The 21,499-nt window shown below is 64.5% G+C and carries 25 protein-coding genes and 1 pseudogene; 19 read left to right on the forward strand and 7 right to left on the reverse strand.

Annotated features, from left to right (window positions below):
- Positions 1–47: 47 nt before the first annotated feature.
- Both pcaD and ABIB66_RS12045 read right to left on the reverse strand, forming a co-directional pair.
- Positions 48–830 (reverse strand): 3-oxoadipate enol-lactonase, encoded by a 783-nt coding sequence (pcaD, locus tag ABIB66_RS12040; protein ID WP_354208529.1) that lies wholly within the window; start codon positions 828–830, stop codon positions 48–50.
- Between the two features lie 36 nt (positions 831–866).
- Positions 867–2,222, reverse strand: a complete 1,356-nt coding sequence (locus ABIB66_RS12045) for a 3-carboxy-cis,cis-muconate cycloisomerase (protein ID WP_354208530.1) — start codon at positions 2,220–2,222, stop codon at positions 867–869.
- A gap of 183 nt (positions 2,223–2,405) precedes the next feature.
- Here ABIB66_RS12045 and ABIB66_RS12050 point away from each other — a divergent pair, with 183 nt between their 5' ends.
- From ABIB66_RS12050 to ABIB66_RS12095, 10 genes are all read left to right on the forward strand, one after another.
- On the forward strand, positions 2,406–2,852 hold the full coding sequence (locus ABIB66_RS12050; RefSeq protein ID WP_018455582.1) for an SRPBCC family protein: 447 nt from the start codon (positions 2,406–2,408) through the stop codon (positions 2,850–2,852).
- Between the two features lie 164 nt (positions 2,853–3,016).
- Positions 3,017–3,502, forward strand: a complete 486-nt coding sequence (locus ABIB66_RS12055; protein WP_007602418.1) for a (2Fe-2S)-binding protein — start codon at positions 3,017–3,019, stop codon at positions 3,500–3,502.
- 33 nt (positions 3,503–3,535) lie between these two features.
- Positions 3,536–4,342: an FAD binding domain-containing protein gene (locus ABIB66_RS12060; RefSeq protein ID WP_354208531.1), complete on the forward strand. Its 807-nt coding sequence runs from the start codon at positions 3,536–3,538 to the stop codon at positions 4,340–4,342.
- A 62-nt stretch (positions 4,343–4,404) separates the two neighbouring features.
- Positions 4,405–5,325 carry an AAA family ATPase gene (locus tag ABIB66_RS12065; RefSeq protein ID WP_354208532.1) on the forward strand — a complete coding sequence of 307 codons (921 nt, stop codon included), beginning with the start codon at positions 4,405–4,407 and terminating at the stop codon, positions 5,323–5,325.
- Positions 5,326–5,455: 130 nt separating this feature from the next.
- Positions 5,456–6,658 carry a vWA domain-containing protein gene (locus tag ABIB66_RS12070; protein WP_354208533.1) on the forward strand — a complete coding sequence of 401 codons (1,203 nt, stop codon included), beginning with the start codon at positions 5,456–5,458 and terminating at the stop codon, positions 6,656–6,658.
- Positions 6,659–6,667: 9 nt separating this feature from the next.
- Positions 6,668–6,991 carry an XdhC family protein gene (locus ABIB66_RS12075; RefSeq protein WP_007602422.1) on the forward strand — a complete coding sequence of 108 codons (324 nt, stop codon included), beginning with the start codon at positions 6,668–6,670 and terminating at the stop codon, positions 6,989–6,991.
- Between the two features lie 2 nt (positions 6,992–6,993).
- On the forward strand, positions 6,994–7,695 hold the full coding sequence (locus ABIB66_RS12080) for an XdhC family protein (protein WP_354208534.1): 702 nt from the start codon (positions 6,994–6,996) through the stop codon (positions 7,693–7,695).
- Positions 7,692–9,296, forward strand: a complete 1,605-nt coding sequence (locus ABIB66_RS12085) for an NTP transferase domain-containing protein (protein ID WP_354254862.1) — start codon at positions 7,692–7,694, stop codon at positions 9,294–9,296. Before ABIB66_RS12080 ends, ABIB66_RS12085 begins: the two co-directional genes overlap by 4 nt.
- 193 nt (positions 9,297–9,489) lie before the next feature.
- On the forward strand, positions 9,490–9,879 hold the full coding sequence (locus tag ABIB66_RS12090) for a DUF4189 domain-containing protein (RefSeq protein WP_354208537.1): 390 nt from the start codon (positions 9,490–9,492) through the stop codon (positions 9,877–9,879).
- Between the two features lie 63 nt (positions 9,880–9,942).
- Positions 9,943–10,353 carry a DUF2000 family protein gene (locus ABIB66_RS12095; protein WP_354208538.1) on the forward strand — a complete coding sequence of 137 codons (411 nt, stop codon included), beginning with the start codon at positions 9,943–9,945 and terminating at the stop codon, positions 10,351–10,353.
- Positions 10,354–10,396: 43 nt separating this feature from the next.
- On the opposite strand, the gene ABIB66_RS12100 is transcribed toward ABIB66_RS12095, so the two are convergent.
- Genes ABIB66_RS12100 through ABIB66_RS12110 form a run of 3 tightly spaced genes read right to left on the reverse strand, consistent with a single transcriptional unit; the run spans position 10,397 to position 11,619 of the window.
- Entirely contained in the window at positions 10,397–10,810 is a 414-nt protein-coding gene (locus tag ABIB66_RS12100; protein ID WP_275170125.1) for a GFA family protein, read from the reverse strand.
- Positions 10,811–10,822: 12 nt separating this feature from the next.
- Positions 10,823–11,287 (reverse strand): SRPBCC family protein, encoded by a 465-nt coding sequence (locus ABIB66_RS12105; protein ID WP_275170126.1) that lies wholly within the window; start codon positions 11,285–11,287, stop codon positions 10,823–10,825.
- Positions 11,284–11,619: an ArsR/SmtB family transcription factor gene (locus ABIB66_RS12110; protein WP_007611986.1), complete on the reverse strand. Its 336-nt coding sequence runs from the start codon at positions 11,617–11,619 to the stop codon at positions 11,284–11,286. The genes ABIB66_RS12105 and ABIB66_RS12110 overlap by 4 nt, the downstream gene beginning before the upstream one ends.
- A gap of 109 nt (positions 11,620–11,728) precedes the next feature.
- Here ABIB66_RS12110 and ABIB66_RS12115 point away from each other — a divergent pair, with 109 nt between their 5' ends.
- The 6 genes from ABIB66_RS12115 to ABIB66_RS12140 all read left to right on the forward strand — a co-directional run bounded on the left by ABIB66_RS12115 (position 11,729) and on the right by ABIB66_RS12140 (position 17,787).
- Positions 11,729–12,421 carry a TetR/AcrR family transcriptional regulator gene (locus tag ABIB66_RS12115; RefSeq protein ID WP_354208539.1) on the forward strand — a complete coding sequence of 231 codons (693 nt, stop codon included), beginning with the start codon at positions 11,729–11,731 and terminating at the stop codon, positions 12,419–12,421.
- On the forward strand, positions 12,418–13,206 hold the full coding sequence (locus ABIB66_RS12120) for an HlyD family secretion protein (RefSeq protein WP_354208540.1): 789 nt from the start codon (positions 12,418–12,420) through the stop codon (positions 13,204–13,206). The genes ABIB66_RS12115 and ABIB66_RS12120 overlap by 4 nt, the downstream gene beginning before the upstream one ends.
- Positions 13,203–14,135, forward strand: a complete 933-nt coding sequence (locus ABIB66_RS12125; protein WP_354208541.1) for an ABC transporter ATP-binding protein — start codon at positions 13,203–13,205, stop codon at positions 14,133–14,135. The genes ABIB66_RS12120 and ABIB66_RS12125 overlap by 4 nt, the downstream gene beginning before the upstream one ends.
- Positions 14,132–15,295: an ABC transporter permease gene (locus tag ABIB66_RS12130; protein WP_354208542.1), complete on the forward strand. Its 1,164-nt coding sequence runs from the start codon at positions 14,132–14,134 to the stop codon at positions 15,293–15,295. The genes ABIB66_RS12125 and ABIB66_RS12130 overlap by 4 nt, the downstream gene beginning before the upstream one ends.
- A gap of 31 nt (positions 15,296–15,326) precedes the next feature.
- Complete coding sequence (locus tag ABIB66_RS12135; RefSeq protein WP_354208544.1) at positions 15,327–16,634, forward strand: adenylate/guanylate cyclase domain-containing protein; 1,308 nt, start codon at positions 15,327–15,329, stop codon at positions 16,632–16,634.
- Between the two features lie 238 nt (positions 16,635–16,872).
- Complete coding sequence (locus tag ABIB66_RS12140; RefSeq protein WP_354208545.1) at positions 16,873–17,787, forward strand: PhzF family phenazine biosynthesis protein; 915 nt, start codon at positions 16,873–16,875, stop codon at positions 17,785–17,787.
- A 222-nt stretch (positions 17,788–18,009) separates the two neighbouring features.
- Here ABIB66_RS12140 and ABIB66_RS12145 read toward each other — a convergent pair.
- Positions 18,010–18,470, reverse strand: a pseudogene (locus ABIB66_RS12145) (DUF488 domain-containing protein).
- A gap of 22 nt (positions 18,471–18,492) precedes the next feature.
- On the reverse strand, positions 18,493–19,314 hold the full coding sequence (locus tag ABIB66_RS12150) for a DUF72 domain-containing protein (protein ID WP_354208547.1): 822 nt from the start codon (positions 19,312–19,314) through the stop codon (positions 18,493–18,495).
- Positions 19,315–19,431: 117 nt separating this feature from the next.
- Here ABIB66_RS12150 and ABIB66_RS12155 point away from each other — a divergent pair, with 117 nt between their 5' ends.
- From ABIB66_RS12155 to ABIB66_RS12165, 3 genes are all read left to right on the forward strand, one after another.
- A complete protein-coding gene (locus ABIB66_RS12155; RefSeq protein WP_354208548.1) occupies positions 19,432–19,812 on the forward strand; it encodes a hypothetical protein in 381 nt (126 codons plus the stop codon).
- Between the two features lie 89 nt (positions 19,813–19,901).
- Positions 19,902–20,105 carry a hypothetical protein gene (locus tag ABIB66_RS12160; RefSeq protein ID WP_354058373.1) on the forward strand — a complete coding sequence of 68 codons (204 nt, stop codon included), beginning with the start codon at positions 19,902–19,904 and terminating at the stop codon, positions 20,103–20,105.
- A gap of 259 nt (positions 20,106–20,364) precedes the next feature.
- Complete coding sequence (locus ABIB66_RS12165; protein ID WP_354208550.1) at positions 20,365–21,498, forward strand: glycosyltransferase family 2 protein; 1,134 nt, start codon at positions 20,365–20,367, stop codon at positions 21,496–21,498.
- The last annotated feature ends 1 nt before the right edge of the window (position 21,499 follow it).

Here is a 21,499-nt window from a genome sequence, read left to right on the forward strand (position 1 = left end):
ATTCCGGGCTCGATGCCTCGCATCGGCCCGGAATGAGGATGGCGCGATCAGCGTTGCGTCAAAAAGCCCACGACCGCGTCGGTGAACGCGTGTGGCTGCTCGACATTGGAAATGTGGGCGGCGTCGATGATGGTCATGCTCGCGCCGGGAATGCTCGAGCGGATCAGTTCGCCCGCCGAAATCGGCGTCGCCATGTCGTGGCGGCCGGCGATCACCAGCGTCGGGCTCTTGATCTTCGGCAGCAGCGCGCGTTGATCGAGCGTCGACAGCGCCTCGCAGCAGGCGAGATAGCCTTCGACCGGCGAGGCCAGCAGCATCGCCTTCATCCTGGCGGTGATGTCGGGTGCGCGCTCGCGGAAATCCTGGGTGAGCCAGCCGGCAATAACGGCATCGGCGACGGCGGCGATGCCGTCCTTCTTCACGGCGTCGATGCGCTCCAGCCATTTGGTCGGCTCGGCATAGTAGCAGGAGGTGTTGGCGAGGATGAGCTTGCCGAAGCGCTCCGGCGCGTTCGCGCCCAGCCATTGCCCGACCATGCCGCCCATCGACAGGCCGCACCAGTGCACTTTCTCGATATTGAGGTCGTCGAGGATGGCCAGCACGTCGCGGCCGAAGCGCTCCATCGTATAGGGGCCGGGCGGAATGTTGGACTTGCCGTGGCCGCGGCGGTCGTAGCGAATGACGCGGAATATCTGCGTCAGCGCCTTCATCTGCGGCTCCCACATCTGCAGCGTGCAGCCGAGCGAGTTCGAGAGCATCAGCGTCGGCCCGCCGTCGCGGCCCTCGACGGAGACGTTGATCAGGCAACCGTCGGCATCGATCATGGGCATGCGGGCGTCTCCGTTTTATTTGCGCTCAGGACTGCTTTATTCGCGTTCGAGGCTGTCGAGCAGGCGGTCGATCAGGGCTTGGGAAGCGCCTTGATAGGCCATCGGCTCGAACAACGCCGCAATTTTTTCCAGCGAAAGATGCGCAGTGACCTGCGAATCGGCTGCGAGCACCTCGCGCAGATGCTTCTTCTCGGCGACCGCGCGCTTGCTCGCGGCCTCGATCAGATGATGCGCATCGCTCTTGCCGATCGTCTCGGCCAGCGCAAAGGTGACCGCTTCCGCCATGATCAGCCCGTGCGTCGCATCGAGATTGCTGCGCATGCGCGCCGCATCGACGTCCAGTCCTTCCGCGACGTCGACGATGGCGGCAAGCGCGCCGGAGGTGACCAGCATCAATTGCGGCAGCGTCGGCCATTCCGCGTGCCAGGGGCCAGCGCTGCGCTCATGGTCCTGCACCTGCGCAGCGAATATCGTCGCGGCGAGCTGCGGCGCCATGGTTGCGCAGCCGAGCGCGCTTGCGGCGGCCACCGGGTTGCGCTTGTGCGGCATGGTCGAGGAGCCGCCGCGGCCTTCGCCGGCAGGCTCGAACGCTTCGCCGACATCGGTCTGCATCATCAGTGAGACGTCGCGGGCGATCTTGCCGCAGCTGCCGGCGAGAATCGCGAAAGCTGATGCGGCTTCCGCGATGCGGTCGCGATGGGTGTGCCAGGGCGCTTCGGGCAGCGGCAGGTTCAGCTCCTGCGCCAGCCGTTCGGAAACCACGAGGCCCTTGTCGCCAAGTGCTGCAAGCGTGCCGGCCGCGCCGCCGAATTGCAGTGCGAGGCCCTCGCGGGAGAGCCGCCTCAAGCGGCAGCGGGCGCGGGCAAGGCTTGCTGCGTATTCGGCAGCCTTCAGCCCGAACGGCATCGGCAGGGCGTGCTGGAGCCAGGTTCGCGCCACCATTGCCGTGTTGCGGTGGGCTCGTGCCAGCGCGGCAAAGCCTTTAATGGCGCGGCCGAGATCGGCGTCCAGCGCAACGATGCCGGCGCGAAGCGTGAGCATGGTCGCGGTGTCGATGACGTCCTGGCTGGTCGCGCCCCAATGCACGTAGCGTGCGGCCTCTGCATCGGTCCTGGCGACATTGGCGGTCAACGTCTTGACCAGGGGGATCGCGAGATTGCCGGATCGCATGGCGGCCTCAGCCAGCGCGGCCATGTCAAAGGTATCGGCCTTGCAAGCGGCTTCGATCGGGCCCACCGCGGACGCGGGAATCACACTTGTGGCCGCCTCGGCTCGGGCCAGCGCTGCCTCGAAATCGAGCATGTTCTGGAGGGTCGACCGGTCGTCGCAGACCGCGCGCATGGCCACGCTCGACAGCATCGGCGCGAGCAGGGGGGAGAGGGATGTGCTCATGTTGTGCGACCTAACCACCATGGCCCGCCTGTGCCAATCCCAAGCCGCCGGCGCAAGCTTTTTGCAGTTGCGAATATGCATTGCACGTGACCGGGGGCCACCCTTTGCTTTTGCCGCCTCGCTGCGGTACTTGAGCTGCATTATAGTTGCGCGATCCGAGTTCGATATCCCGGGAGGCACCCAATGGCCATGACGATGAACGGCGAAGTCCAGCTTGCGGCGCCGCGCGAGGCCGTGTGGGCCAAGCTCAACGATGCCGAGGTGCTGAAGGCCTGCATTCCCGGCTGCGAGGAGCTGGAGAAGACCGACGATGGCGGCTTTCGTGCGACCGCGAAAATGAAGGTCGGCCCGGTGTCGGCGCGCTTCAAGGGCAAGGTCACGCTGTCCGATCTCGACCCGCCGAACGGCTACAAGATCTCCGGCGAAGGCGAGGGCGGGGTGGCCGGCTTCGCCAAGGGTGGTGCCGTGGTCAAGCTTGCGGAGAAGGACGGCGGCACGCTTTTGTCCTACGAGGTCGAGGCGCAGATCGGCGGCAAGTTGGCGCAGCTCGGTCAGCGCCTGATCAACGGCGCCGCCAAGAAACTGGCCGACGAATTTTTCGCGAACTTCGCCAAGGCGGTACAGGGCTGAAGGCCAATACCTCAAGCATGGCGCCTTTCGGCATATCGCGTTTTGTCATGGCGCCTTGCATTCCCGGTGATGTTGCCCCGGGGCATAATGGCCCATATGATGGGTTGGAATAATTATAAGAACCGCTTCGACGGGACCCGTCGGGGCGCTGATAGAGAGTGCTTATGGCAAAAATCTCCCTCATCGTGAACGGCAATCCTGTCACGGCCAATGTCGATCCCCGCACCCTGCTGGTGCAGTTCCTGCGCGAGAATCTGCGGCTCACCGGCACCCATGTTGGCTGCGACACCTCGCAGTGCGGCGCCTGCGTCGTGCATCTGGACGGCAAGGCCGTGAAGTCCTGCACCACGCTCGCGGTGATGGCCGATGGCCACGAGGTCAAGACGATCGAGGGGCTGGCCGCCGACGGCGCGCCGCTGCATCCGATGCAGGAGGCCTTCCGCGAACACCACGGCCTGCAGTGCGGCTTCTGCACGCCCGGCATGATCATGACCGCGATCGACATCGTCCATCGCAAGGGCAACGAGCTCGACGACCACACCATCCGCGAGGAGCTGGAAGGCAATCTCTGCCGCTGCACCGGCTACCAGAACATCGTCACCTCGATCTCCGCCGGCGCCAAGGCGATGGCGAAATCCGATCTCGCGTAAACCGCGCGCGCACTCTGCGATCAGGACATTCAGATGTACGATTTCAAATACCATCGCCCCGGGACCGTTCGGCAGGCCGCCAACCTCCTGGTGAAGAACGAAGACGCCAAGGTGATCGCCGGCGGCCACACGCTGATTCCCGTCATGAAGCAGCGCCTCGCCAGCCCGCCGCATCTGGTCGACCTCTCTCATATCGATGGGCTCAACACGATCGAGATGAAGGGCCGCGCGCTCGTGATCGGTGCCACCGCCCGGCATGCCGAGGTCGCAAGCTCCGCCATCGTCGGCGAGGCGATCCCGGCGCTCGCGAACCTTGCCGGCCAGATCGGCGATCCCGCCGTGCGCCACAAGGGCACGATCGGCGGCTCGCTCGCCAACAACGATCCGACCGCGGACTATCCGGCTGCGGTGTTGGCGCTCGGCGCCACCATCGTCACCAACAAGCGGCGCCTCAAGGCAGAAGAGTACTTCCAGGGCCTGTTCACGACGGCACTCGAGGCCGACGAGATCATCACCAAGGTAATGTTCCCGCTGCCGAAGAAGGCGGCCTATATTAAGTTCCGCAACCAGGCCTCGCGTTACGCGCTGGTCGGCGTGTTCGTGACGCGGCGTCCCTCCGATGTTCGGGTCGCGGTCACCGGCGCCGGCTCCGAAGGCGTGTTCCGTGTCACCGCGTTGGAGGAAGCCCTGAAGAAGCGCTTCGCCGCGAAGGCGCTTGACGGCATCGAGGTGCCGGCGGACGGCCTCAACAGCGACATCCATGGCAGCGCCGAATACCGCGCGCACCTCATCGGCGTGCTGACGCGGCGTGCCCTCGATGCCGCCAACGCCAAGGAGTGAGTGATCCTCACGCCTCGGCCCAAACTTGTCCCCGGTGAGGGCGTAGCGAGACTGGCTTTTTCATGACCTCAGCGGCCAACACGTCCGGTGCCTTGCCGGCATCGGTCGATTCGATGCTCGAACTCCTGACGTCGCGCGGCTATCTCGCCGAGCGATCGCTGGCCACGGTGACCTATCTGTCGCTGCGCATGGGCCGGCCGCTGTTTCTGGAAGGCGAGGCCGGCGTCGGCAAGACCGAGATCGCAAAAGTGCTGTCGGCGGCCCTTGGGCGGAAGCTGATCCGCCTGCAATGTTACGAAGGCCTCGACGTCTCTTCGGCAGTCTACGAGTGGAATAGCGCCGCGCAGATGATCGCGATCCGGATGGCGGAAGCCGCCGGCGACACCGATCGCGATCAATTGTCGTCCGACATTTTCGCCGATCGCTACATGATCAAGCGACCGCTGCTCCAGGCGCTCGAGCCCGACGTCGCCGGGCCGCCGGTGCTGCTGATCGACGAGCTCGACCGCGCCGACGAGGCGTTCGAAGCGTATCTGCTCGAAATCCTCAGCGACTTCCAGGTGACGATCCCCGAATTCGGCACCGTGAAGGCGCCGAGCCCGCCGATCGTCATTATCACCTCCAATCGCACCCGCGAGATCCACGACGCGCTGAAGCGGCGCTGTCTCTATCACTGGGTCGATTATCCCGACGCCGATCGCGAGCTCGCGATCGTCAAGTCGCGCGTGCCGGGCATCTCCGCAAAATTGTCGCAGCAGGTCGTGCGCTTCGTCCAGGCGCTGCGCAATCAGGATTTCTACAAGTCGCCGGGCGTCGCCGAGACCATCGATTGGGCCACCGCGCTGTCGGAGCTCGACGCCCGATCCCTGACCCCGCAAGTGGTCGGCGACACGCTGGGCGCGCTGCTCAAGTATCAGGACGACATCACGCGGATGCAGGGCGACACCTTGCAGAAGGTGCTGAAGGACGTGACGAGCGACTAGCCTCATTCCGGGGCGCGCGTGAGCGCGAACTCTGGTGCGCAATTGCGCACCTTAGAATCTCGCGCCACAATCTCTGGATTCCGGGTTCGTTGCTTCGCGACGCCCCGGAATGACGGAGCGAGGATGAACCATGGCCATCAACCACCTTGCGCCTGAGCAAACCGAGCAATTCGCCGACAACATTGTCGGCTTCGCCCGCGCGCTGCGTTCGGCCGGCATGCCGGTCGGGCCGGGTGCGGTCATCGATGCCATGAGCGCGCTTGAGGTGATCGACATCGGCAAACGCGTCGACGTCTTCACCACCCTGGAGGCGATCTTCGTCAAGCGCCACGAGCATGCGCTGATCTTCAAGCAGGCCTTCAACCTGTTCTTCCGCGCCTCGGAAGAGTGGAAGCACATGCTGGATTCGGTGCCGTTGCCGGAGCAAGCCAAGAAGAAGCCACAGGCCGGCTCGCGCCGTGTGCAGGAGGCGATGTCGCAACCGCGCATGACGGAGACGCCGCAGCACCAGGAGCAGGATTTGCGCCTGTCTGTCTCGGACAAGGAAATCCTTCAGAAAAAGGATTTTGCGCAGATGAGCGCGGCAGAGATCACCGAAGCGCTCCGCGCCGTCGAGCGGATGCGATTGCCGCAGGCCGAGCTTTTGACGCGCCGGCACCTGCCCGATCCCCGCGGCCTGCGCCTTGATCTCCGCCGCACGCTGCGCGCCTCGTTGCGCACCGGCGGCGACATCATCGACATCCATCGCCTCGGGCGGATCGAGAAACCGGCGCCGATCGTCGCGCTGCTCGACATCTCGGGTTCGATGAGCGAGTACACCCGCCTGTTCCTGCATTTCCTGCATGCCATAGGGGACGCGCGCAAACGTGTCTCGGTGTTCCTGTTCGGCACTCGCCTCACCAACGTGACCCGGGCGCTGCGCCAACGTGACCCCGACGAGGCGCTGGCGAGCTGCTCGGCCTCGGTCGAGGACTGGGCCGGCGGCACCCGGATCTCGGCTTCCCTGCACAATTTCAACAAATTGTGGGCGCGCCGCGTGCTGAGCCAGGGCGCCATCGTGCTGCTGATCTCCGACGGGCTGGAGCGGGAGGCCGATTCCAAGCTCGCCTTCGAGATGGACCGGCTGCACCGCTCCTGCCGGCGGCTGATCTGGCTCAACCCGCTGCTGCGGTTTGGCGGCTTCGAGGCCAAGGCCCAGGGCATCAAAATGATGCTGCCGCACGTTGACGAATTCCGCCCCGTACATAATTTGAGCTCGATCCAGGAGCTGATCACCACGCTCTCCCGGCCGCTGCCGCCGCATCACCGCAGCCTGATCCGCTCCGCAGCCTGAGAGGTAGCCATGCTCGATCGCGACGAGGATATTCTGAAGGCGGCGGAGGACTGGCAGAAGGCCGGCCGTGGCGTCGCGTTGGCCACCGTAGTGGAGACCTGGGGCTCGGCACCGCGTCCGGCGGGCTCGAGCCTCGTCATCAACGACGAGGGCACGTTCCTGGGGTCCGTCTCCGGCGGCTGCGTCGAGGGCGCCGTGGTCACCGAGGCCATGGATGTGATCCAGAGCGGCAAGCCCAGGATGCTGGAGTTTGGCGTTGCCGACGAGACTGCCTGGAATGTCGGGCTGTCCTGCGGCGGCACCATCCGCGTCTTCGTCGAGAAGGTCGGCTAGCCGTGAAGCTCGCAATCCTGCACGAACTCAATGCCGAGCGCGCCGCGCGCCGCCCGGTGATCCTGGTGACCGACACCGAGAGCGGCGAGCAGCGCCTGGTGAAGGCCGACGACTTCAGTAAGGATCCTTTGCGCGCCGAGCTCGACAAGCAGCTCCGCATGGGCAAAAGCGCCAGTGTCGAAGCCGGCGGCAAGAAGCTCTTCCTCAACGTCTACGCGCCGACCGCAAAGCTCGTCATCGTCGGCGCCGTTCATATCAGCCAGGCCCTGGCGCCGCTGGCGCGCTCGCTCGGCTACGACGTCACCGTAGTCGACCCGCGCACGGCCTTTGCGAGCCCGGAGCGCTTCCCCGACATTCCGCTGGTTGCGGAATGGCCCGACACGGCGCTGCCGTCGCTTAATGTCGATGCCTATACAGCTTTCGTCGCGGTAACGCACGATCCCAAGATCGACGACCCCGCGCTGCTGCACGCCTTCGAGCGCAACTGCTTCTATATCGGCGCGCTCGGCTCGCGGAAGACGCACGCCAAGCGCGGCGACCGGCTGCGGGCGCAGGGCGCCAAGGAGGCTGACATCGCGCGCATCCACGCGCCGATCGGGCTTGCGATCGGTGCGGTCTCGCCATCCGAGATCGCGGTGTCGATCATGGCCGAGATCACGGCGGTGCTTCGCCTGCCGCCCAAAGAAAAAGAAGAAGCTGCATGAAATTCGGCCCGGCGAGCCCCAGGGATGCGATCGGCGGGGTGACCGTCCACACCCTGCGTCAGGGACCGCTGGTGCTGAAGAAGGGCACGACGATCGGCCCAGCCGAGGTCGAGGCGCTGGAGCGCGCCGGCATCAAGGACGTCGTGGTGGTGCGGATGGAGGAGGGCGATGTCTCCGAGGACATCGCTGCCGCCAGCATCGCGCTTGCCGTTGGTGGCGATGGCATTCACGTCGAGCGTGCCTTCACCGGTCGCGCCAATCTGTTCGCCGCGCGCCCGGGCGTGCTGGTGATCGATCGCGCCGCGGTGGACCGCATCAACAATATCGACGAGGCTATTACCTTTGCCACGCTCTCCGCCTTCAAGCCGGTGGTCGAGGGCGAGATGGTTGGCACCGTCAAGATCATCCCGTTCGGCGTCGAAGGGAAGTTGCGTGATGCCGCGGTGAAGGCCGCGGGTCGCGACGTGCTGAAGATCGCGCCTTACGCGATCAAGCGTGTCGGCGTGGTCTCGACCCTGCTGCCCGGCCTGTCCTCCAAGGTGATCGACAAGACGTTGCGCGTCACCGCCGAGCGGCTGGCGCCGGCCGGGGCCGGCATCATCGCCGAGCGGCGGGTCCCGCATGAGGAGCAGGCGCTGTCGGTTGCGATCAAGGAATTGCTGGGTCTTGGCGCCGAGCTCGTCATCGTGTTCGGGGCATCCGCGATCGCTGATCGCCGCGACGTGATCCCTGCGGCGGTGACCGGAATCGGCGGCGAGATCGAGCATTTCGGCATGCCGGTCGATCCCGGCAATCTGCTGCTGATTGCCCGGGCCGGCACTGTGCCTGTGCTGGGTGCGCCCGGCTGTGCGCGCTCGCCGGTCGAGAACGGCTTTGACTGGGTGCTGATGCGGCTCCTGGCCGGCATCAAGGTGACGCGTTCCGAGCTGATGGGCATGGGCGTCGGCGGTCTCCTGATGGAGATCGTTACACGCCCGCAGCCGCGCGCAAAACCGGAGATCGAGGGCAACAACCAGGTCGCGGTCATCGTGCTCGCGGCGGGCCGCTCGACCCGGATGGGTGGGCCGAACAAGCTTCTAGCTGAGCTCGACGGCAAGAAGCTGGTGCGAATCGCGACCGAGCAGGCGCTGGCCTCCAAGGCGTCCGAGGTGATCGTCGTCACCGGCCATCAGACCGAGCTGATCGAGCAAGCCTTGCAAGGCCTGAAGGTGCGTTTCGTCAAAAATCCGGATTTTGCCGGCGGCATCGCAAGCTCGGTCAAGGCCGGGATCGCGGCCGTCCCCGAGACGTCCGACGGCGCTGTGGTCTGCCTCGGCGACATGCCGCTGATCGATGCCGGTCTGATCGATCGTCTCATCGACGCGTTCGCACCGGACCGCGGTAATCTCATCGTCGTGCCCGTCAGCGAGGGCCGCCGCGGCAATCCCGTGCTGTGGTCGCGCCGCTTCTTCAAGGAGTTGATGACGCTCGACGGCGATGTCGGCGCGCGCCATCTGATCGCCAAGCACACCGAGGCAGTCGCCGAAGTGCCGGTGGATGGCGAGAGCGCCTTTCTCGACATCGACACGCCGCAGGCGTTGGAAGCGGCACGGCGGAGATAGCTCTTGTAGGGTGGGTTAGCGAAGCGTAACCCACCACGCTTCACCGGTCGCGGAACGAAGTTGGTGGATTACGCTTCGCTAATCCACCCTACGAAGCGCCTCCCAGCCTGCCGATTTCAACGTCCCGTTCACCATCTGGAAACGACCGGCGCTTACAGTCCACTCCACCTGCCTTGGGGGGAGGGGTTTTTCCATGGCTTCGAACGTCGTCGCGCGCCGTTGCGCGATGTTTTTCTTTGTGCTGTCGGTCTGCGTCGCGGGCGCTCGCCATATCACGGATGCGCACGCCGCCGGTGCATTTGCGGTCGGCAAGTGTGGCGCCTATGGCCAGGCCTTTGATTACGGCGCCGAGCGCGAAGCGCGTGCCGCGGCGCAGAAGCAGTGCAAGGGCGATTGCACGACCGTGACGATGAAGCGCGCCTGCGCCGCGATGTCGGTCGATCTGTCCAATCCCTGCGGCGCCTATGGCTATGCCGTCAAGCCGAAGATCTCGGCCACGCTCAATGCCGCGACGCGCGAATGCTACAAATACGGCGGCAAGGAATGCGTGATCCGCGCATGGGCCTGCGACGCTAAGGGTTGATTCCTGTTGCGGTCATTCCGATGGTGCGTAGCATCGAATCCGGAATGACAGTCGGGGAGTTGCATGCAGTTCGATACCAAGATCGCCATCGTGATTCGCACCGATCTTCAAGTCTGGCAGAAGCTCAACGTCGCGGCCTTCCTCACCAGCGGCATCGCCGCAGCCTTTCCGGAATGCATTGGCGAGCCCTATGAGGACGCGTCGGGCACGAGATATCACGCTCTGATCGGCCAGCCCATCCTGATCTATGGCGCCGACGGTCCCGCATTGACGCGCGCGCTCGATCGGGCACTGACGCGTAGCGTCAAGCCGGCGGTCTACACCCAGGACATGTTCAAGACTACGCACGATGCTGCCAACCGCGAGGCGGTAAGGGCGGTGGCGCGCCCTGACCTCAACCTCGTCGGACTCGCGGTGCGCGCCGAGCGCAAGGTGATCGACAAGATCGTTGATGGGCTGAAGTTTCATAGTTGACGTGAACGCGCGCGGTCTTGCGCGCGCTTCCTTTTGCGATGCCTTATCCCGGCGGCATGCCCGCGAATTTCGGCAGGTCCGGGTCAAGACGATCCCAGTCATGTCCGCGCGCGGCGAAAGTGACCGCCTGCGGCTTGTAGCGGGCAGGCTCGTCGAGGCTAGCGGCGCGGATCGTAAAGACGTCGGGCTGTGTCGCGAAGGTCATGTACACAGGCACGCCGCACTGCGTGCAGAAACCGCGCGTCTTCACGTTGCCGCTGTTGGCGACCATGTCCCAATGCTTCGCCTCGCCGGTAAGCGTGACGCCGGCGCGTGCGAAGGTTACGTAGGAGCCGTGGCCGCTGCCGCTTTCGCGCTGGCAGTCCCGGCATTGGCAGTGATTGCTGAACAGGGGCTCACTAGCGATCGAATAGCGGATCGCGCCGCAGGCGCAGCCGCCGGTAAACGGATTGGTCATTGCGACAACTCCTTACTTATCTTCGCCGCTGATCTCGTCGAGCTGGCGGACGACCTTCTTCCAGCCGCCGCTCATGCCCGTGTAGGCGGATTCGTTCCTGGGTATGACGAAGCCCGCATGAACCAGACGGATCCGCGTGCCGGCCTCCACCGGGGTGAGGGACCACGTCACGATAGTGTCGAGCGGCGCGCCGTAGCCGGTGTTGCGCTCATCGCCGCCCTTCCACGCGTAGACGAGGCGCCGGTTCGGCATGACTTCGAGGACGCGGCAATGGATGACGCCATCCCAGGCGCCGCCCGGCGTAGTCTGATAGGTGAAGGTGTTGCCTTCGACAGGCTCGAAACCGCTCGGCGGCATCAGCCAGCGCGCGATCAGCTGGGCGCTGGTCAGCGCCTTCCAGATCGTCTCCGGCGCGTGAGGGAGCACCTCGTCGAGGACGATGTCTTTTGTCTCGGCTTTCAATTCAACAGCACTCACGGGTCGATCTCCTTCAAGAGGTCACGCAGGTTCTGGAAGCGCTCGCGCCAGAACACGCCGTAATGGTCCATCCAGGAGACCAGCGGTTCGAGGCCTTGCGGCGCGGCACGGTAATAGACGTTGCGGCCCTCGGCACGCTCGGCGACGAGGCCGGCCTGCTTGAGGGACTTCAAATGTTGCGAGATCGCGCCTTGCGTCACGCCGCTGCCGCGCGTGAGCTCGGCGACGCTGATCTCCTTGCTCTCGAAGACGCGCTCGAACACGGCGCGCCGGGTTGGATCGGCAAGGGCGCGCATCACTGTGGTGACGGGATTTGGGGCGGCTTCGATCATAGAAGTTAGATTAGTATACGCTAATGAATTAGTCAAGACTAATTTGTTGGCCACTAGGTCCGCAATGCTGTGCCTTGACTATGACTGACCAGTCAGTCATCTTGTGCGGATGATCAAGAAGCCCGCCAAAGCCACCACGCCCGCAACTCGCGCCAACGCGAAGGCCTCTGCACGTGCTGACAACGACCCGGCCCCCGCGTCGAGCCGTGCCACGCGTGCGGCGGAACGGCGTGCGGCGATCGTGGATGCCGCGATGGAGGAATTCATCGCGCGCGGCTTTGCCGCGACGCGGCTCGACGACATCGCGAAGCGCGCGGGTGTCGCCAAGGGCACCATCTACCTGCACTTCAGGGACAAGGAATCGATGTTCGAGGAGCTGGTGCGGACCGTGATCGTGCCTGTTGTGACGCGGTTGACGGCATTGCCGCCGCCGGCGGGCTCGGTGCGCGATCTCGTCGAGACGTTTGCCAGCAACTTCCTGAAGGAAGTCATCGGCACCAGGCGCGGCGATCTCGTGCGCCTGATCGTGGCCGAGGGACCGCGCTTTCCCTCCGTGGCCGATTTCTACTACCGCGAGGTCGTCTCACGCGGCATCGCCGCCATGCGCGCGCTGATCGAACTCGCCATCGCCCGCGGCGAGATACGCCAGAAGAACCTGGCGCATTACCCGCAGATCCTGGTCGCACCCGCGATGATCGCGGTGATCTGGCAGAGCCTGTTTGCGCGGCACGCGCCGCTCGACGCGCAGGACATGCTGCGCGTTCATCTCGATTTGATTTTTGGCGAACGGAGCACGACATGAGGTCGTCGCAGGTAATTTTCGGAGCTGCACTGATCATCGCGCTCGCAACCGGGCTTGCCGGGTGCCAGGAGAAACGTGAGCCCGGCTTCCAGGGCTGGGTCGAGGCCGACATGATCTTCGTCAGCCCGGACGAAGCGGGCCGCGTGACGAAGCTGAACATCCGCGAGGGCGACGAGGTCAAGGTCGGCGATCACCTCTATTCCGTCGACGACGATCTCCAGCTTGCCGATTTCAACCAGAACAAGGCGACGCTTGCCAACGCGCAGCAGACCTATGACCGCGCGGCTTCGCTGAGCAAGACCGGCTCGGGCACGCAGGCCAATCTCGACTCGGCCGTCTCCGCCTTGCGCGTCGCCGAGGCGCGGGTGGCGACCTCGGAGACGCGGATGGCGCGTCGCAAGGGCTTTGCGCCCGTTGCCGGTACCATCCAGCAGATCTATTTTCGCGAGGGCGAAATGGTGGCGGCGCAGCGGCCGGTGCTCTCGATCATGCCGCCCGGCAACATGAAGCTGCGCTTCTTCGTGCCGGAGACCGAGCTGCCGAAGCTTGCGATCGGCGATACCGTGCGGGTCGCGTGCGACAATTGCGCCGCCGATCTCACCGCAAAGATCTATTTCATCGCGACTTCGGCCGAATACACCCCGCCTGTCATCTACAGTCTCGAGGAGCGCAACAAGCTCGTCTATCTGATCCAGGCGCGGCCGTCGCGCCCCGATGCGCTGCGCGTCGGACAACCCATCGACGTCCATTTCAATCCAAAAACCCCCGTGGCGGACAAGCGATGAGCGGCGGCAATGGCATCGCGATCGACGTCAAGGGCCTGACCAAGTCGTTCGGTGGCCGCGAGGTCGTGCACGATTTGTCGATGCAGGTGAAGCGCGGTTCGATCTACGGCTTCCTCGGCCCGAACGGCTCGGGCAAGACGACGACCATCCGCATCCTCTGCGGCCTGCTCACGCCCGACAGCGGCGAGGGCACCTGCCTCGGCTACGACATCAGGCGCGATGCCGAAAAGATCAAGCGCCAGGTCGGTTACATGACCCAGCGCTTCAGCCTCTATCAGGATCTCTCTGTCCGCGAAAACCTCGAATTCGTCGCGCGCCTATACGGCCTTCGCGATGCACGCGGCGCCGCGCGCGACATGATCAAGCGGATCGGGCTCTCGGGGCGCGAGGAACAGCTCGCCGGCGAACTCTCCGGCGGCTGGAAGCAGCGGTTGGCGCTAGGTGCCTGCACATTGCCGAGTCCGAAACTGCTGCTCTTGGACGAACCGACCGCCGGCGTCGACCCGAAGGCGCGGCGCGATTTCTGGAACGAGATTCATGCACTCGCGGCCGACGGTCTCACAGTGCTGGTCTCGACCCACTACATGGACGAGGCCGAGCGCTGTCACGAGATCGCCTACATCGCCTATGGCCATCTGCTCGTGCATGGCACCGTGGAGGAGGTGATCGCGAAATCCGCGCTGACGACTTACACCGTGACGGGCGAGGACCTCAACGAGCTCACGGCTGCGCTCACTGGCAAGGCCGGAATCGACATGGTGGCGCCGTTCGGCACGTCGCTGCACGTCTCCGGCCGCGACGTCGCCGCCCTGGAAGCCAGCATCGCGCCATGGCGCGAGAAAAGCGGGCTGCGCTGGCACAAATCATCGCCGTCACTGGAAGACGTGTTCATCGAATTGATGAGCCGTTCCAAGGACAATTTCCAATGAGCGCCGTCGATCGTCCGGCTCCCGCACGCGAAATCCGCGAGCGCTTCGGCTTCCTGCGGCGCTCCTATGCGATGCTGATCAAGGAGTTCATCCAGCTCGGGCGCGACCGCGTGTCGTTTGCGATGATCGTGATGCTGCCGGTGATGCAGCTGCTCTTGTTCGGCTATGCCATCAACACCACGCCGCATAATCTGCCGAGCGCGGTGCTGCTCCAGGAGGATTCCGATCTCGCCCGCTCGATCCTGAAGGCGCTGGAGAATACGGCCTATTTCCGCTTCATCTACGAGGTGCACGACGTCGACGATTTCGACAATTTGCTGAAGTCCGGCAAGGTGCTGTTCGGCGTCGAGATCCCGCGCGGCTTCGAGCGGGCGGTACGGCGCGGCGACAGACCTGCGCTGCTGGTTGCGGCCGACGCGACCGATCCGGTCGCAGCGAGCGCGGCGATCGGCTCGCTTGGCATGGTCGTGCAGACCGCACTCAAACACGATCTCTACATCGGAAATCCCCCGGAGATGCCATTCGAGATCCGCGCCCACGCCCGCTACAACCCCGCCGCCGCGTCGAGCCTCAACATCGTGCCGGGCCTCGTCGGCACTATCCTCACCATGACCATGCTGATCTTCACCGCGCTCTCGGTCACGCGCGAGGTCGAGCGCGGCACGATGGAGAGCCTGCTGTCGATGCCGATCAGGCCGGTCGAGGTGATGTTCGGCAAGATCATCCCTTACGTGCTGGTGGGCTTCGTGCAGGCGTTCCTCATCATCGGCATCGGGGTCGGCCTGTTCGGCGTGCCGGTGCTCGGCAATCTGTTCCTGCTGGCGCTGCTCTCGACGCTGTTCATCACGACCAATCTGGCGATCGGGTACACCATCTCGACGCTGGTGCAGAATCAGCTCCAGGCGATGCAGATGTCGATGATGTTCTTCCTGCCGAGCATCTTGCTGTCCGGCTTCATGTTCCCGTTTGCCGGGATGCCGGCCTGGGCGCAATATGTCGGCGAATGCCTGCCGCTGACGCACTATCTCCGCATCGTCCGCGCCATCATGCTGAAGGGCGCGAGCATGCAAAATTTGCATTTCGACGCGCTGGCGCTGGCAGTCCTGATGCTGCTCGCCATGACCATCGCCGTGACGCGCTTCCGCCGCACGCTGGATTGAGGCAAGATGCCGCTGGAATCAAGGGGGCAGGATGGTCAGTTTTGCGAGCAGGAAGGCCCGGCAGCATGCCGTCATGTCCGAGGACTTCGAGCGCGAGCTGACGCGCGAAGTGCTGCGTACCGAGCTCGTACGGGTGAGGGCGCTGATCACGACGGGCTGCGTCATCGTCGTGTTCCTCACCGCGATCTATCTCGTCGATTCCTCCGTGGTGCAGCGGGTCTGGCGGGGCACGGAGGGGCTTGCCGAGGTTTATGGTCTCTTGACCGGCTTCATCCTGTTCGAGGTCTGGGTCCATAGCCAGATCAGGCGAAACCTCAAGCTCGACCGCGATCTGCCGGTGATCCGGCGCTATATCGGTGCGCTGATCGAGACCTCGCTGCCGACCGTCATCCTGATCCTGCAGATCCGCAGCATGGGTGCGAGCCAGGCGCTCGGCTTCGTCGTGCCGCTGATCTATTTCATTTTCGTCATCCTCTCGACCCTGCGGCTCGACTTCTGGCTGTCCACCTTCACCGGCTTCGTTGCTGCGGGTGAGCTGCTCACCGTGGCGCTGATCTTCGACCCCGTCAGCGGGAGCGGCGAGCCGCAGATCTATTTCCACGCGGTGCGAAGCACCATCATCCTGATCTGTGGCGTGCTTGCAGGCGCGGTCGGTGCGCAGCTCCGGCGCCAGTTCGCCGCGAGCATTGCGGCAGCGACCGCGCGCGACCGGGTGACCAACCTGTTCGGCCAGCACGTTTCCCCTCAGGTGGTGGAGCGGCTGATGGCGGCGGGGACGAGCGCCGCCGGCGACCTCCGCCGCGTCGCCGTGATGTTCGTCGATTTCCGCGGCTTCACCACGGGCGCGCAGTCGCGCACCCCGCAGGAGGTGGTCGATAGGCTCGACGGTGCCTTCGCCGTTCTCGTCGACATTCTCGACCGCGAGGGCGGCATCGTGAACAAGTTTCTGGGCGACGGCTTTCTTGCCCTGTTCGGCGCCCCGCTCGAGACCTCCGACGCCGCGCACCGCGCGGTCGCCGCGGGCCGCGAGATGCTGACCGCGATGGAGCGCATCAACGCGCAGACGAGCTGGCCGCTCAGAATCGGAATCGGCATCCATTTCGGCGAGGTCGTCGCCGGCAATATTGGCTCACCCCGGCGCAAGGAATACACCGTCATCGGAGACACCGTGAACTTCGCCTCCCGGCTGGAGGCGCTGAACAAGGAGTTCGGCTCGCAGCTCCTGATCTCCGCGGCCGTCCGCGAGGCGCTGGGCGAGGACGGCAGCGATGCCGTCGCGCTCGGCGAGGTCGAGGTACGCGGCTATCAGCAGAAGGTGGCGGTGTTTCAATTGGGATAGCGCGCCTTCAAATGCGGGTCGCGCTTCGTTGAAGTGGGTCGCGCTTCGCTGAAGGCGCGTGATGAACTATCACTGCTAGCCTGGTCTTGCATTGTAGAAGCCGCTTCTCGGCTTCACGCACGTCATCGCGATTGCTCCGATTGCACCGAATATTGGGGCATGACGAGCGATGTCGTCGGCTTGTAGACTGCCGGCGATGCGGCCGGTTGCGGCCGCGACTTGCATGAGGAAGCGAAAGATGCAGCGCCGCTACATCACCGTCGACGTGTTCACCGACCGTGCCTTCGGCGGCAACCAGCTCGCCGTGGTGCTCGATGCCGGCGGGTTGTCGACCGCGCAAATGCAGTCGGTCGCGACCGAGTTCAACTATTCCGAGACGACCTTCGTGCTGCCGCCGCGCGACAACGCGAATGATGCCGAGGTGCGCATCTTCACGCCTGTCAGGGAGCTTCCTTTCGCTGGCCATCCCAATGTCGGTACCGCCTTCGTGCTGGCGACGATCGCGAAGGAGCCGAAGCCGCGCCTGCGGTTCGAGGAGAAGGCGGGGCTGGTGCCGGTCGATATCTCGCGAGAGCAGGGCCGCGTGATCAGCACCGAGCTCACCGCACCGCAGCCTTTGGCGCGCCTGTCGCAATTGTCTGCCGCTGATGCCGCAAGCTGCATCTCGCTCAGTGCAGACGACATCAAGGTCGACCGTCACGCGCCGCAGGTCGTCAGTGTTGGAACGCCGTTTCTGGTGATTGAGCTGCACTCGCGCGATGCGCTCGAGCGGGCCAGGCCCGACGCGGCGGCCTTCGGCAAGGTGTTTCCGTGCGACGGCGCGTTCGCGGCGTGGTTCTATACGCGCGATGTGCCCGCAGCGGAGGCGCCGTGCGAGCGGCAGGCGCGCATGTTCATGCGCGGCGCCAGCGGCCTCGCCGAAGATCCCGCCACCGGCAGCGCCACGGTTGCCGCAGCCGCGCTGTTCGCCGAGCTCGATGCCACGCGCGACGGCGAGTTGAAGCTCACGGTTGGGCAGGGTTTTGACATGGGCCGGCCGAGCATCCTGCAGACGCGCGTGCGCAAGCAGGACGGCAAGATCGTCTCCGCTCATGTCGGCGGGCGTTGCGTGCAGATGATGGAAGGGACGTTTAGGCTGGCGGGAGAGGGATAGGCTTTCGCCATTCGCCGTTTTAGTTGTGCACTACGCACCGAAGTTAGAACCGTCATCCTGAGGCGCGAGCTCTTGCGAGCCTCGAAGGATGAACGGCCGAGGTGCGATCTCCGCGGCACGCCGTCGTCCTTCGAGGGCCGCTGAAGAAGCGGCCACCTCAGGATGACGGCTACGGATAGAGTCGTCGTCCTTCTGCTCAAGCGGACGGTACACGAACGACCGCTACACCTGCCGCCCCGCCAAATTCTTCACCGCCACGCCATCCCGATCCTCGATGATCTCCGCAATCATCTGGCGGTGGCAATGGGTGTGGTCACGCTCGTAGCAGAGCAGGCAGACGGGACCGGCTTTCTTCACCAGTGCCGAGAGCTCGTCCATCTGCTCGCGGGCCTCCGGCTCTTCAGGTGCTTTGAGAAAATCTTCTCCAGCACATCGTATTGCCCGCTGCGGGCGGCGAGGCGGCCTTCCTTGGGCGTTCCGAGCGCCGCGAGGTGGACATAGGCGATGCCGCGTTCATCGAGGCCCGCGGACAACTGCTTCTTGGAAAAGCCGGGTCGGCGCGATGACGTCACCGCGCGCACGTCGACGACGAGCTTGACGCCGGATTGCTCCAGCTCGTCGAGTACGGCCTTTGGCGGCGTCTGCTCATAGCCGATGGTGAAGAGCTTTTTGGCCTTTGCCATGAGACACCTTTAGCGAAACACCTCAACTCACTCGTGCGATCAGTTCCATCGCGCCGGCCGGCGCGCGCACCTTGCCCTCGTGGATGACATAGGCGAACACGTTGCGCGGCTCCTTCTTTGGCTTGGCCTTGTCGACCTTCGGCAGGTCGTCGGGTTCACTTCCCTCGGCCCAGTCCTGAAAGCGCTTGGCCCAGGCATCGAGCTGTTTCGGTGGATAGCACGTCTTGATCTCGTCGTTGCCCTTTTGAAGCCGGGCATAGACGAAATCGCCGGCGACGTCGGCGATCGCTGGATATTTGCCGTGCTCGGCGAACACGACGGGCGTCTCGAATTCGCGGATCAGCGTGACGAAGTCCGGCGTGCAGAAACTGTCGTGACGGACCTCGACGACATGGCGCAGCGCGCGTCCCTCGAGCTTGCGCGGCAACAGCTCGAGGAATTTGCCGAAATCGGCGCCGTCGAATTTTTTGGTCGGCGCGAACTGCCACAGCACCGGCCCAAGATGATCGCCGAGTTCCAGCACGCCGGAATCATAGAAACGCTTGATGGAATCCCCGGCCTCGGCCAGCACGCGCCGGTTGGTGGCGAAGCGCGGCCCCTTGACCGAGAACACGAAACCATCAGGCACCTCGCTCGCCCATTTGCGAAAGCTCTCCGGTTTCTGCGAGCCGTAATAGGTGCCGTTGATCTCGATCGAGGTCAGCTTCGAGGCGGCGTAGGACAGCTCCTTGGCTTGCGTGAGCTTCTCCGGATAGAACACGCCGCGCCAAGGCTCGAAGGTCCAGCCGCCGATGCCGATGAAGATGTTGCCGGATTTTTTGGACGCGGTTTTTGCTTTGGCCACGGGAGGATCTCGGATGACGGGAGGAGGGCCTCCATCCTAATCAAACCAGTTGTGATTGGCCAGTTGCGACGTCCCGTCTAAGCTCGCGACGGGATCTGCGAAAAAATGGAGAACAAGATGCGGATGCTGATGGTGGGAGCGGCGCTCGTCATGATGACATCTGCTGCCATGATATCTTCAGTCATGGCCGACGATGACGATGCCAAGGGTGCGCAGAAGCTCGCCATGCAGGGCCGCGACGATTATTGGCATTGCCTGGCGCGGGAATATTCGCGCGACGGCAATCAGGGCCTGTCGGAACAGGACTTTGGCCGCTCCGTCGCCGGAGCCTGTCCGTCGGAGCGGCAATATTACCGGGTGGCACTGCTCGATTATCTCACCACGCAATATCCGGCTATCGAAGCCGGCGCCCATCTCGCGACCGCGAACAGGGCGGTGGAGGCGGCCCAGAAGGACATCGTGACGGCCTTCGTCAAGCACAAGCCGCCGCAGAAATAGCCCATTGAACCGGTGCGTCCGGCAAGCCCTTCCGGCAGCGCGCTCATCCATGGTATCACTGGGCGCATCTGGAACAGGGATGGGTTTCCATGTCGTCTGAGTCGGTGGGGGGCATTTTGGGCGTGATCGTCGCGGCGATCGTGCTTGCGGTCGCCGTCGTCTTTGGGCCGATCGGCCAGTACGGCAAGCCGCCCAAACCTGCGAAGGCCGAGCCGGCCGGGGCTGCGGCGCCGGCGGCCCCTGCCGCGCCCGTGCCGCGAGGGCCGGTGATCAAGGAAGTCCCGAACCAGTAAGGGTGTGAAAAAGGCCTCTTTCGCCCCTTGTAAAGCGGCGTTGCCGTTCCCATTTAGCTTCTAACGGCGACGTTGAGCGAAAAACTCCGGCGCTGGAACGACCTTGGAATAGCACAGGCTGCGCCGGATGTACGCGCGGCCCGCCGTTCCGGGGTCGTTGGCATTTTTGGGCCCCTTTTGGGCCGCTCCCCCAGAGAACCCCCGGCTTGCTAGCGCAAGTTCTTGGCAGCACAGGACGCGGCGGATATACGCTGCCGTCATGAATGAAGCGATCAGACCGGGCTCCGACATCCCACAGGCGGCCTCACCGGCGCCGGAATTGTCGGTCGTCGTCCCGACCTTCAACGAACGCGACAATGTCACGGTGCTGTACCGGCGGCTGGAGGCAGTGCTGGCCGGCATCGCCTGGGAGGTCGTGTTCGTCGACGATAATTCGCCTGACGGCACCTGGGACGTCGTGCGCGCGCTGGCCCAGCGCGACAGCCGCGTGCGCTGTGTCCGCCGCATTGGCCGCCGCGGCCTGTCGGGGGCCTGCATCGAGGGCATCCTGGCCTCCAGCGCGCCCTATGCGGCCGTGATCGACGCCGACCTTCAGCACGACGAGACGCAGCTGCCGAAGATGCTGTCGCTGCTCGCGAGCGGGCAGGCCGAGCTCGTGGTCGGCAGCCGCTACATCGAGGGCTACAAGAGCGAAGGCTTCAACAAGCAGCGCGCCGGCGCCAGTGCATTGGCGACCGAGGTCGCTAGGAAGATGCTGCGGGTCGAGATCGCCGATCCCATGAGCGGCTTCTTCATGGTTCGCCGCGACCGTTTCGAGCAGCTCGCGCCGAAACTTTCCGTGCATGGCTTCAAGATCCTGCTCGACCTCGTCGCGAGCGCGAACGGCAGCTTGCGCGCCATCGAAATTCCCTACACCTTCGGCGAGCGCCAGCACGGCGAAAGCAAGCTCGATTCCATGGTCGCGCTGGATTTTCTCGGCCTGGTGCTGGCGAAGTTCACCAATGATGCTGTCTCGTTACGCTTCCTGCTGTTCGCGATGGTCGGCGGGATCGGCCTCGTGGTGCATCTCACCACCCTGTTCATATCGCTCGAGCTGTTCAAGGAGCCGTTCGCGGAAGCGCAGGCCTCCGGCGCCATCGTCGCGATGACCAGCAATTTCGTCCTCAACAACTTCCTCACCTATCGCGACCAGCGGCTGAAGGGCTTTGCGCTGTTGCGCGGCCTGATCGCGTTCTACATCGTGTGCAGCGTCGGCCTGCTCGCCAATGTCGGGGTCGCCTTCTCGGTCTACGACCAGGAGCCGATCTGGTGGCTTGCGGGTGCGGCCGGGGCGCTGATGGGCGTGGTGTGGAACTACGCGATGTCCGGACTGTTCGTCTGGCGCAAGAAGTAAC

The organism is Bradyrhizobium sp. F1.13.3, from assembly GCF_040548265.1.
Lineage (GTDB): Bacteria > Pseudomonadota > Alphaproteobacteria > Rhizobiales > Xanthobacteraceae > Bradyrhizobium.